The organism is Corallococcus sp. 4LFB, from assembly GCF_046520365.1.
Taxonomy (GTDB): Bacteria; Myxococcota; Myxococcia; order Myxococcales; family Myxococcaceae; genus Corallococcus; species Corallococcus caeni.
The window spans coordinates 1-12,724 of sequence record NZ_JBKGHJ010000242.1; the positions used below are offsets into that span (position 1 = coordinate 1).

Annotated in this window: 4 protein-coding genes and 1 pseudogene; all 5 read right to left on the bottom strand. The window is 72.4% G+C overall.

Going from position 1 to position 12,724, the window contains the following annotated elements:
* Positions 1-1,520 (bottom strand): type I polyketide synthase (locus ACLEQD_RS24020; RefSeq protein ID WP_410387062.1); only part of this gene is annotated, 1,520 nt, incomplete at its 3' end.
* Between the two features lie 89 nt (positions 1,521-1,609).
* Positions 1,610-3,541, bottom strand: a complete 1,932-nt coding sequence (locus ACLEQD_RS24025; protein ID WP_410387066.1) for a non-ribosomal peptide synthetase — start codon at positions 3,539-3,541, stop codon at positions 1,610-1,612.
* A 42-nt stretch (positions 3,542-3,583) separates the two neighbouring features.
* Positions 3,584-7,164: pseudogene (locus ACLEQD_RS24030) on the bottom strand (beta-ketoacyl synthase N-terminal-like domain-containing protein); the annotation flags it as partial.
* Positions 7,161-9,257, bottom strand: coding sequence for a methyltransferase (locus ACLEQD_RS24035; protein WP_410387068.1), 2,097 nt, complete (start codon positions 9,255-9,257; stop codon positions 7,161-7,163). The pseudogene ACLEQD_RS24030 and the gene ACLEQD_RS24035, both read right to left, overlap by 4 nt.
* Positions 9,146-12,724 (bottom strand): SDR family NAD(P)-dependent oxidoreductase (locus ACLEQD_RS24040; protein WP_410387064.1); only part of this gene is annotated, 3,579 nt, incomplete at its 5' end. The genes ACLEQD_RS24040 and ACLEQD_RS24035, both read right to left, overlap by 112 nt.

Sequence of the window (12,724 nt, forward strand, 5' to 3'; positions counted from 1 at the left end):
GCGCACGGGCCCGCCGGTACGGTCGAAGGGCGCGGCGGACCGCGCTGGAGCGTGAAGGCCACGTCGCGCAGGGACAGCTCCGGGTGCGCCTCCAGGTGGTCCGCCAGCAGGACGGTGACGCGGTCCAGCGCCTCCGGGCTTCGCGCGGACAGCACCAGCAGCTGTTCGTCCTGCGAGTCCTCCTTCCGCGCGGGCCGCGCGGGCGCCTCCTCCAGGATGACGTGCGCGTTCGTGCCGCCGATGCCCAGCGAGCTCATGCCCGCGCGCAGCGGCGTCTCCCCGCGCTTCCAGTCCGTGAGCGCGGTGTTGACGAAGAAGGGGCTGTTGTCGAAGTCGATCTTCGGGTTGGGCGTCTGGAAGTGGAGGCTGGGGGGCAGCTTGCGCTCCTCCAGCGCGCGCACGACCTTGATGAGGCCAGCGACGCCCGCGGCGGCGTTGAGGTGGCCGATGTTGGTCTTCACCGAGCCGATGGCGCAGAAGCCCTTGCGGTCGGTGTGCAGGCGGAAGGCCTGCGTGAGCGCGGCCAGCTCGATGGGGTCCCCCACCTCCGTCCCCGTGCCGTGGGCCTCCACGTAGCTGATGGACTCCGGCGCCACGTCCGACGTCGCGAGCGCCTGGACGATGACCTTCGCCTGGCCCTCCACGCTGGGGGCCGTGTAGCCCACCTTGGTGGAGCCGTCGTTGTTGATGGCCGAGCCCTTGATGACCGCGCGGATGTCGTCGCCGTCCGCGAGCGCGTCCGCCAGCCGCTTGAGGACGACCACGCCGCTGCCGTTGCCCCACAGCGTGCCCCGGGCCTGCGCGTCGAAGGCGCGGCAGTGCCCGTCCGGGGACAGGATGCTGTCCTGCACGTGGTGGTAGCCGGCGAGGTGCGGGACGTTGAGGGACACGCCGCCGGCGAGCGCCATGTCGCACTCGCCCAGGATGAGGGCCTGGCGGGCGAAGTGCAGCGCCACCAGCGACGTGGAGCACGCGGTGTTGACGTTGACGCTGGGGCCGGTGAGGTTGAGCTTGTAGGAGACGTGCGTCGGCAGGAAGTCCTTGTCGCTGGCGATGAGCAGCTGCTGCAGGCCGACGTTGCGCACGAGCGCTTCGTCGCCCAGCACGTTCTGCAAGAGGTACGTGTTGAGCCCCGCGCCCGCGTAGACGCCGATGGTCCCCGCGAAGCCCTCCGGCGTGTAGCCGGCGTCCTCGAGCGCGTGCCAGCACGACTCCAGGAAGAGGCGCCGCTGCGGGTCCATCACCTTCGCCTCCAGCGGGCTGAAGTTGAAGAAGCTCGCGTCGAAGGACTCGATGTCGTCCAGCACCGGCGAGGCCCGGACGTAGTTCGGGTCCTTCAGCGCCGCGGGGTCCACGCCGGCCGCCAGCAGCTCCTCGTCGGAGAAGACGCGGATGGACTCCACGCCGTCGCAGAGGTTCTTCCAGAACTGATCCACGTCCTTCGCGCCAGGAAGGCGCGCGGCCATGCCGACGATGGCGACATCCAGCCCGTTCACTGACTCGTTCGAATCGTCACGCACGCTTCGCACTCCATCCCGCCAGGCCCTCCAACCGAGGACCGTGCGGCTTCAAAGGTCTGTTTCCAGTTCCAGCCGTGCCTGTCGTCGCCTCAGGCCCGTGGGTCCTCGGGGCGGGCCGCGAGCGCGGCGAGCATCCGCCGCTGCCGCTGTCCGCGCCGCGCGCTCTCCGCCAGCCCGCGCTCCTGCGCCCCGGGAGAGAGGTGACGGGCCAGGGCCTCCACCGTGGGGTGTTCGAACAGGGCCACCACCGGCACGTCCCGGCCCAGCGCCGCGCCCAGGCGGATGGCGGCCTGCGCGAGCTGGAGCGAGTGGCACCCGAGGTCGAAGAAGTTCTGCTTCCGCCCCACCGCGCGTCCGCCCAGCAGCTGCCGCACGATGCCGGCGATGGTGCCCTCCAGGCCCGGACGCGCGTCCTCGCCGCGCGAGGCCTCGTCCGCGGCGGTCCCCTGCTCCACCGGAGGCAGCGCGCGGGTGTCCACCTTGCCGTGCGCCGTCTGGGGCAGCGCCGGGAGCCGCAGGAAGGCGGACGGCACCATGTACTCCGGCAGCCGCTGGCCCAGCAGCTTCCGGAGCGCCTCCGGCGTGTGCGGCTGGGCCGCGTCGCCCGCCCAGTACGCCACCACGCGGTCGTGGCCCGCGCCCTCCGGAGCGGGCATGGCCACGACGAAGGACTGCTGGATGCCGGGCAGCGCGCAGAGCGCGGCCTCGATTTCGCCCAGCTCGATGCGCAGCCCGCGCACCTTCACCTGCCGGTCCAGGCGCCCCAGGTACTCCAGGTTGCCGTCGGGCAGCCAGCGCGCCAGGTCGCCCGTGCGGTAGAGGCGCTCGCCCGGCGCGAACGGATGGGCGACGAAGCGCTCCGCCGTCAGCGCCGGGTTGTGGAGGTAGCCGCGCGCGAGCCCCACGCCCGCGATGCACAGCTCCCCCGGCACGCCGATGGGCTGCATGCGCCCGCCCCGGTCCAGCACGAGGAGCTGGATGTTGTCGATGGGCCGGCCGATGGGGATGCGCTCATGGGTCTCCTGCTCCGAGCAGTCGAAGGAGGAGACGTCGATGCTGGCCTCGGTGGGCCCGTAGAGGTTCGCCAGCCGGGTGCCGTTCTGGCGGTGCAGGAGCGCGTTGAAGCGCTCCACCTGGGACACCGTCAGCGCCTCGCCGCTGGCGAACACCTGGCGCAGGCTGGACAGCGGCGACACGTCATCGAGCGTCCGCGCGTACTCCAGGAAGACGCCGAGCATGGACGGCACGAAGTGCAGCACCGTCACCTGCTCGCGCGCGATGGCGTCCGCGACCTGCCGTGGGTCCCGCTCCGCGCCCGGGGCCAGGAGCGCCACGCTCGCGCCCTCCAGCGACCACCAGAACAGCTCCCAGACGGAGACGTCGAAGGTGTACGGCGTCTTCTGGAGGATGACGTCGCCCCGGCTCAGGGGATAGCGGCTCTGCATCCACTTCAGCCGGTTGACGAGGCCGCGGTGCTCCAGCATGGCGCCCTTCGGGCGGCCGGTGGAGCCCGACGTGTAGATGACGTAGGCGAGCGAGTCCGGCCGGGCCCGTGGCGAAAGGTTCGCGCCGTCACCGCTGAACGTCGCCGCGTCGCGCAGGTCGAACACGCGCCCGGCGAAGCCCTCCGGCGTGAAGCGCGCGTCGCTGACGAGCACCACGTCCGCGCGGCTGTCTTCGAGCATGTAGCGGATGCGGTCCGCCGGGTAGCGCGGATCCACCGGCAGGTACGCACCGCCGGCCTTGAGGACGCCGTACAGCCCGACCATCAGCTCCAGCGAGCGCTCCGCGACGATGGCCACGATGGAGTCCGGCCCCACGCCTGCCTGCCGCAGCGTCGCCGCGAGCCGGTTGGCCCGGGTGTTCAGCTCACCGTAGGTGAGGAGGCGGCCCTCGAAGGTGGCGGCCACGTCTTCCGGACCGTGTGCCACGCGCTCCTCGAAGAGCTCGTGGACGCACTTCTCGCGGGGGAACGGCCGCGCGGTGCGCCGCCACTCCGTCTCCAGTTGGTAGCGCTCCACGGGGCCCAGCAGCTCCAGCGTCCCGATGGGCTGGCGCGGGTCGCGCAGCGCCGAGCGCAGCAGGGCCTCGTAGTGCGTGGCCATGCGCTCGACGGTCGCGGCGTCGAAGAGGTCGGGGGCGTACTTGAAGAAGGCGTGCACGCGGCCTTCGGTCTCCACCAGCTCCAGCGAGAGGTCGAACTCGCCCTGCTGCTGGAGGTCCAGGATGGCGTCCAGCGCGAGGCCGTCCGCCGCGCCCGTGCCCAGGCCGTCCTGGGCGAGCCAGTTCTGGTAGACGAACTGCGCCTGGATGAGCGGCATGAGGCCGCGGTCCCGTGCGCCGCCCGCCTCGCGCACCATCTCCGTGAAGGGGAAGTCCGCGTGCTCCTGCGCCTCCAGGTGGGTGGACTGGAGCGAGCGCGCGTAGTCGAGGAACGGCAGGTCCGACGCCACGCGGCTGCGCACGCAGACCACGTTGACGAAGTAGCCGACGACGTCCTCGAACTCGGTCCGGGGCCTGCCCGCCACGGGCACGCCGACCGCCAGGTCCTCCTGCTGCGTGTAGCGGTGCAGCAGCGCCTTGAAGGCGGCGAGGAACAGGCTGAAGGGATAGATGCGCTGCGTGGCGCCCAGGCGGCGCGCGTCCAGGGCCAGCTCCAGCGGGAGCGTCGTCGCGTGGACCCGGCCTTCCAGCCGCCGCTTCGCCGGACGCGGCCGGTCCGTGGGCAGCTGGAGCGCGGGGGCGGCGGCAGCAGGCGGCTGCGCCAGAACTCGCGGTGGCGCAGGCCTTCATCGGACGCGAGCATCCGCTCCTGCCACGCGACGAAGTCCGCGTAGGTGGCGGTCAGCGGCACCAGCGCCGCGTCCCCGTGCGTCCGCTCCGCGCGGTAGAGCGCCTCCAGGTCCCTGACGAGGAGCTGGAGCGAGCTTCCGTCCATGACCAGGTGGTGCGCCGCGAGCACCAGCAGCGGTTCGCGGCCCGGCCGCTGCACCAGGTGCACCCGCGCGAGCACGTCCCGTGAGAGGTCGAACGGCTTGAAGCCCAGCCGCGCCAGGAAGGCCTGTTCGTCTTCGGGCGAGGCGGCGGGCAGCGCGTGGACTTCGAACGGCACTTCCGACGACGCGGGAGCCATCGCCAGCAGGGGCTGCGCGTCCTCCACCACGACGCGGGCGCGGAGGCTGGGATGCCGGCCCCAGAGCCGCTGGAGCGCGGCCTTCAGCGCGGGGACGTCCAGCGTGCCCCGGATGCGGAAGGCGCACGGCACGTTGTAGGCGCTGCTCTCCGGGGAGAGCTGCTGGATCATCCACAGGCCCAGCTGTCCCGCGGACATCGGATGACGGGCCGGGCCGGGCATCACCTCCACGGCGACGGGCCGCTCACGCACGGGCGTGGGCAGTGAGATTGGAGCCGGTGGCGGCGTGGGGACCGCCGTGGCCACCGTCACCGCGCCCATCTCCCGAGCGACCAGCTCCGCCAGCCGCCGGAGCGTGCCGGCTTCGAGGAGCGCCGCGTTGGTGAGCTCGACGCCGTGGGTTTCTTCCAGGCGACGGAGCAGCCGGGCACCAATCAGCGAGTTGAAGCCATAGACCATCAGCTCCTCGTCGGGCTGGAGCGTGGCCTCCGGCAGCTTCAACAGCGAAGCGATCATCCCGCGCAGGACGGGCAGCACGCCCTCCGTGGGGGCGGAGGAGGAAGACCGAGCTACGGCGGACGCGGGCGAACCTTCCAACGCTGCGGCGGAAGACCGCGCTGCGGCGGACGTAGGAGAACGGTCCAGCGAGATAGCGGAGGACCGCAGCGCGGGCGAACCTTCCGATGCTGCGGCGTCACTCCACGGTCCGCCTTCCGACCAGTAGCGCTCACGGGCGAAGGGGTACGTCGGCAGCGGGATCCGCCGGGTCTCCGCGCCATGCGCCCCGCGCCAGTCCAGCGCGTAGCCCTTCACGTACAGACCGGCCACCACGCTCATGCGGCGCCAGGCTTCGGCCTCCGCCATGGACGCGCGCGAACCGGCCAGCAGGGTGTTGCCCAGCGTGAGCAGTCCGGCGTCCTTGCGCGCGGCGGGCTGCGCTCCAGCGGTGGACACCCACAGCCCCTCCGGCCTTTCGCCGCGCAGGGCCGCGTCGAGCAGGTCCTTCAGGTGGCCCGTGCTCCGGGCGAGGAAGGCGGCGCGCAGCGCGAAGTGGCTGCGGCCCACCTGGAGCGTCAGCGCGAGGTCGTCCAGCCTTGCCTGGGCTCCTTCCGTGTCCAGCCACGACCGCAGGTCCTCCATCCGCTGCCGCAGCGCCTGCTCCGAGTGCGCCGACACGGGGAGGACGTGGAGCCGCTGCGCCGTGGACGCCGGACGCGCGGGAAGCTCCGGGGCTTCCTCCACCACGAGGTGCGCGTTGGTGCCGCTGAAGCCGAACGAGCTGAGCGCCGCCCGGCGCGGCTGGCCGTCGGTGCGCCACTCGCGCGTCTCCGTGTTGACGAAGAAGGGCGTGCTGGCGAAGTCCAGGTGCCGGTTCGAGCGCGTGTAGTGCAGCGACGGCACCAGCGTGCGGTGCTGGAGGCACAGCAGGACCTTGATGAGGCCCGCCACGCCCGACGCCTCCATCGTGTGCCCGATGTTCGTCTTGATGGAGCCGATGGCGCAGAACTGCTTCCGGCCGGTGTGCTGGCGGAAGGACTCCGTGAGCGCCTGGAGCTCGATGGGGTCGCCCAGCTTCGTGCCGGTGCCGTGCGCCTCCACGTAGCCGATGGAGTCCGGGTGCACGCCGGAGCGCTCGTAGACCTCCAGCTCCAGGGCGCGCTGCGAGGGCGCGCTGGGCGCGGTGATGCCGTTGCTCCTGCCGTCCTGGTTGATGCCCGAGCCCCGGATGATGCCGTGGATCCGGTCCCCGTCCGCCAGCGCCTGCTCCAGGCGCTTGAGCACGACGACGCCCACGCCCTCCCCCGTCACGATGCCGTCCGCCGCGTCGTCGAAGGTCCGGCACCGGCCCTGGGGCGACAGGATGCCCGCCTTGCCGAGCACCACGTGGGTGCGCGCCGTCAACATCAGCGCGATGCCGCCCGCGATGGCCATGTCGCACGAGCCGCTCCGGATGCTCTCGCACGCCAGGTGGACGGCGACCAGCGAGGACGAGCACGCGGTGTCCACCGGGACGCTCGCGCCCCGGAGGTTCAGCAGGTACGACAGCCGGGCCGGGAGGATGGCCGCGCTGTTGCCGCTCAGCGTGAACGCGTTGAGCTCCTGCCCCTGGAGCTTCTGGACGTACTCGCCCTCCTTGCAGCCCACGAAGACGCTGCACCGCCGGCCCTCGAGCGTCCCCGCCGCGCAGCCCGCGTCCTCCAGCGCCTTCCACGCCTCCTCCAGGAAGAGGCGGTGCTGGGGATCCATCCACTCCGCTTCCAGCGGGGAGATGTTGAAGAAGAGCGGATCGAACCGGTCCACGTCGTCGATGAAGCCGCCCCACCGGCTGACGCTCTTGTTGTGCGCGTCCGGATCCGGGTCGTACCAGCGGGCGTGGTCCCACCGCTCGCGGGGCACCTCCTGGATGGAGTCCCGGCCCTCGACGAGGTTGCGCCACAGCTCCCGCGCGTCCCGCGCCCCGGGGTAGCGGGCGGAGAGGCCCACCACCGCGATGGGCTCCTGGCGGCTCATGACGCGCCCCCGACGAAGCGCTCCACCGCGTCGAGGTTCAGCTCCCCGGACTCGATGCGGTCCAGCAGGCCCAGGAGCCCGTCGTCACCGGCCGGTGCCGGTTCGGGCTTCGCCTGCACGACGATGGGCGTCGCCGGAGAGACCGGCTCCGGTGCTGGCGCGGGCCGTGCTCCCGGATCGGCGGCCGGGAAGGTGGCGCGGATGTGCTCGGCCAGCTTCGTGACGCTCGCGTAGTTGAAGAGGTCCGTGGAGCGCAGCGCGATGCCCAGCGCCGCGTTGATGCGCTCGATGATGCTGACGGCGAAGATGGAGTCCACGCCGAAGTCCTGGAACGGCTTGGACGGATCCAGCTGCACGGCGCCGTTCGCCACGACGGCCTCCACGCACGAGGCGATCACCGACTCCAGATCCGGCCGTCTGCCCCTCGGAGTGGAGACCGCGGTCCCCTGCCCCACGCGGGCATGGCCGTTGGTCACCACCGCTGGCGACACGGCCAGGGTCCTCGCGGCGGTGGCGAGGCTCCGGCGGTCGCGCTCGCCGATGATGATGTTCTGCCCCAGGTCGGAGCGGTGCTGATCCGGGTGGCCCAGCACGACGACCTTCGGGAAGCCCTCGGCGCCCAGCACGGAGCGCCACTGGTCGCTGCTGAGCAGCGGCGCGTCCTGGAGCCGCAGGTCGTCCTTGAAGCGCCACCAGCCGGGCAGCAGGCCGAAGGCCACCGTGGAGAAGTCGTGCACGGTGGTGACCTCGTTGAGGAGCAGCCAGCCGCCGGGGCGCAGCAGCGTCTTCACGTTGCGCAGCGTCTGGCGCAGCTCCTCGGTCGCGTGCAGGACGTTGGCGGCGAGCACCACGTCGTAGGCGCCCGCCGAGTAGCCCTGCGGCACCACGTCCTTCTCGATGTCCAGCACCGAGTACTCCATGAACCCGTAGCGGAAGTTCTCGCGGCCGTACTGGACGAACGAGCGCGACACGTCCGTGTACGTGTAGACGATGCGGTCCGCGTACTGGCTCAGCGCCTTCAGGGCCAGGTCGGTGGTGCCGCCCGTGCCGGCACCCACCTCCAGGATGCGGATCTTCCCACCGTCGGGAAGCTGCGCGAGCCGCTCGGCGACGTACTGGCGCAGGCTGTCTGCGACCAGCGCGTTGAAGTAGTCCGCGACGGGGTTGCCCTTGTACATGGGGCCCATCAGCCGCATCGACGACTGGGGGAACAGCAGGTCCGTGGCGGGAATCTCTCCGCGCAGCACCTCGCCGTAGCGCTCCGAGCACGCCCACATGATGGCGACGTGCGGAGCGGTCATCGGCGCCTGCGCGACCAGGCGCTCACCGCGCGCCTGCAGGCTGTGCCGCTCCAGGTGCGGCGCGGCCGCGTCCAGCGCGGGCAGCGTGGTGACGTCCGCTCCGGCCAGCTGGACGTAGCCGGCCCGGGCCAGGATGTTCAGCAGCGCGGAGAACAGGCGCGTGTAGCCCGGCGCGACGCGGAGCTTCGTGCGCAGGCCGTCCACCGTGTACCGCTCGCCCGAGCGGAGGAGGACGCCCATGCGCTGGAAGAAGCCCAGCAGCATGAGCGAGTTGAAGCGCTCGTAGTCCTCGCGGCTCGCGGGCGGAGGCAGCTCGCGCACCGTGCTGTCGCGCAGCGCCTGCTCCACGCGCGGCGTGAGCAGCGACGCGGCCTCCTGCGTGACGGGACGCGACTCCGGGAACCAGTGGCGCACCCGCGCGAACGGGTACGTGGGCAGCGACACCTTCCGGGGCCGCTCCGCGCCGTGGAGCGTGCGCCAGGGCAGCTCCACGCCCATGCTCCAGAGCTGCGCCAGCGTGGAGAGCTGCCGCTCCTCCATCGCGACCTGGAGGAAGGCCGTGCCCGCGCGGCCCTCGGAGAGCAGGCCCGCGAGCGGCAGGGCCGCGTCCACCTTGCCGGTGAAGAGGCCCGGGGCCGGCTGGCCCTGGGCGAAGCGGGTCAGCGCGTCGATGGCCTCGGTCACGTCCCGAGCCACCACCGCCAGCCGCTCCGGCATCGCTTCGCGGCCCACCTGGAGGGTGTACGCCACGTCGGAGAGCGAGACGGGCGTGCCCTCCGGGAGGACCTCCACGCCGGCGCCGCGCTGACGCTCCGCCAGGTGCCGCTCCAACGACGCCAGGGTCGGCACTCGATGAAGAGACGCGGGCGCACCTCGATGTCCAGCCGGCGGCCAAGCTCCTCCGCGAACGCCGCGAGCTGGACCACGTCGAAGCCGGCCTCCTCGAAGGGACGCTCCGGATCCAGGGCCGAGGCCGGGACGTCCAGGATGCTCGCGGCGGCCTCCAGCAGCGCCTCGCGGAGGCGCGAGCTGTCTCCCCCTGCCTCGCTGGGACGGGAGGGCTGCTGACGGCGCAGCAGGTCCGCGAGCCGCGTGGCGGCGGCCTTCAGGGCCTCCGGCGTCCGGGCCGACAGCGGGAGGAGCTGCGGGCCGTGCGCGGCGGACGGGGCGGGCTGCTCGGGCGGGGCTTCGATGAGCAGGTGCGCGTTGGTGCCGCTGAAGCCGAAGGAGCTGACGGCCGCCCTGCGGGGCGCTGACGGCGCGGGCTCCCAGGGCTTCAGCCGCGTGTTGACGACGAAGGGGCTGTTCTTGAAGTCGATGAACTCGTTGGGCGTGTCGAAGTGGAGCGACGGGGGGATGGCCCCGTGCCGCAGCGACAGCAGCACCTTCAGCACGCCCGCGATGCCGGCCGCGGCGATGGTGTGCCCGACGTTCGTCTTCACCGAGCCGAGCGCGCAGTAGCCGCGCTTGTCCGTCCAGCGCCGGAACGCGTCCGTGAGCGCCTTGACCTCGATGGGGTCGCCCAGCCGCGTGCCGGAGCCGTGGGCCTCCACGAAGGTGATGGTCGCCGGGTCGCAGCCCGCCGCCTCGTAGACGGACGCCTCCAGCTCCGTCTGGGACGCGGCGCTGGGCGCGGTGATGCCGTTCGTCTTGCCGTCCTGGTTGATGGCGGAGGCGCGGATGACGCCGTGGATCTGATCGCCGTCGCGCAGCGCCGCCTCCAGCGGCTTGAGGACGACGACGCCCACGCCCTCGCCCGGCACGAAGCCGTTGGCGCCCGCGGCGAACGACTTGCACTTGCCGTCCACCGACAGCATCTGCGCGTTGCTCGCGTAGATGTGGAAGTTGGGCATCGTGGAGACGTAGACGCCGCCCGCGAGCGCCATCTCCGTCTCACCGGCGAGCAGGCTCTGGCAGGCCAGGTGGATGGACACCAGCGACGAGGAGCAGGCCGTGTTGATGGCCATGCTCGGGCCCTTCAGGTTGAGGAAGTACGCGATGCGCGCCGCGAGGATGGACGTGTCGTTGCCCCAGATGGCCTGGGCCTCGCGCTTGATGCCGGCCTGGGCCATGCGCTGGCCGTAGTCGCCCACGTCGACGCCGACGTAGACGCCGCAGCGCTTCTCCGACATGGACCGGGCCGCGTAGCCCGCGTCCTCCAGCGCCTTCCACGCCTCCTCCAGGAACACGCGCTGCTGCGGGTCGGACAGGTCCGCCTCCCGCCCCGCGATGTTGAAGAAGGCCGCGTCGAACTTGTCGATGTCGTCGAGCACCGCGCCGTAGCGGCAGTTCGTCGCGTCGAGGTTGCGAGGATCCGGGTCGTAGTACGCGTCGATGTCCCAGCGGTCCTTGGGAATCTCGCCGACCAGGTTGTCGCCCGCGGCCAGCCGCTTCCAGAAGGTGTCCAGGTCGGGCGCACCGGGGAAGCGTCCCGACATGCCGATGACGGCGATGGAGCGCGAGGACGGGCGGGACGCGGGGGCCTCACGCACCGGCTGAGGCTGGGGCGCGGGAGGAGGCACCGTCGCGAGGACCGGCCTCGGGGCTTCCACGCGCGGGGACACGAACGCGGGCGGCGGCTCCGGGTTGACGAAGACCGGTTCAGGCTCCCGCGCGGGCGGCGCCACGGCGGCGGCCTGGGGCTTCGCCGCGTCGAGGATGGACAGGATGTGGCGGGCCAGGGCGCGGACGCTCGAGTAGTCGAAGACGACCGTGATGGGCAGCTCGAGGTCGAACGCCTCGCTGATCCGTTCGATCATCCCGGCGCCGGTGATGGAGTCGACGCCGTAGTCCGAGAACGGCACCTCCGGGTTGATGACGTCCGAGCTGACGCTGAGCGCCTCGCTGGTGAGCTGGCCGATGCGGCGCTCCACCTCCGCGAGCGACGGCCCCGTCCGCACGGGCACCGACTGCGGTGACGGACGGGCCTCCACGGGCGCGCGGACCGGCTCTGGAGGCCGGGCGACCTCGCGCCCCTGCGCCGGACGGCGGCCCGCGACCGCGACGGGCTCCTCCTGGGAGACGCCCAGCTTCGCCAGCGCCTCCGGGGAGCCCTTGAAGGCGACCACCTGGGGCGCGCTGCTCGCGAGCACCTGGCGCAGGGCCTCCAGGCCCTCGGCGACCTCGATGGAGTGCACGCCACGCAGCTCCATGGCGCGCTGGTACTTCGGATCCGTGACGGCGCCCACGGAGCCCCAGTAGCCCCAGTTGACGACGCTCACGGGGAAGCGCGCGGAGCGGCCCAGCCACCCGGCGAAGGTGTCCTGGAACAGGGAGGCCGCGGCGTAGTTGCCCTGCCCCGCGTTCCCCGAGAAGGACTGGATGGACGAGAAGAACACCAGGAAGTCGAGCGGCTCGTCCTTCAGCACCTGGGCCAGCACCGCGCTGCCCCGGACCTTGGCATCCATCGCCTCCACGAACGCCGTGGCGTCCATGCGCTCGATGGGCGCGTCGCGGAGGACCAGCGCGGAGTGCACCACGCCATGGACCGCCCCGAAGCGCGCCTTCGCCTGGGCCATCACGTCCCGCATGCTCGCGGGGCGCGTGACGTCCGCGCGGACGTGCAGCACGCGGGCTCCGCGCGCCTCCATCGCCGCGATGCGCTCGCGCTGCCCTTCCGTCAGGGGGCCGCGTCCGGTGAGGACCAGCCGCGCCTGGAAGCGCCCGGCCAGGTCCTCCGCGAGCGCCAGCCCGATGCCGCCCAGGCCGCCGACGATGACGTAGACGCCGTTCTGGCGCAGGACTCCGTCCCCCGCAGCCTCCAGCCGGGCGGGGACGAGCTGCCGGACGTGACGGCGCCCCTCGCGCAGGGCCACGTCCAGACGGCCCTTGTGCTCCGGCTCCGCGACCAGCTGGGAGACGAGGACGCCCGGGGCATGGAGCGCGTCGCGCGCCCCCACGTCGATGCAGCTCACCGCCAGCTGCGGGTGCTCCTTCGCCAGCGACTTGCACAGGCCGTGGAGGCTGGCGCCGGACGGACGCGCCTGCTCCGTGCCGGTGACGGGGAACGCGTCCGCGGTGACGACCACCAGCTCCAGGCGCTGCTGGAGCACGCCCAGCCGCGACAGGCCCTTGAGCATCCGGAACAGCGCCAGCACGCCGCGCTCCTGGCTGGCCTCCAGCGCCTCCACGTCCTCCAGCGCGGCCGCTCGCGCGTCGATGCCCGCGAGGAAGTAGAGCCGCCGGGGCTGACCGGCCTCGTTCCACCACGCCTCGACGCCGGCCTCGTCCGCGCTGGACCACTCCCAGCGGCCCTCGGC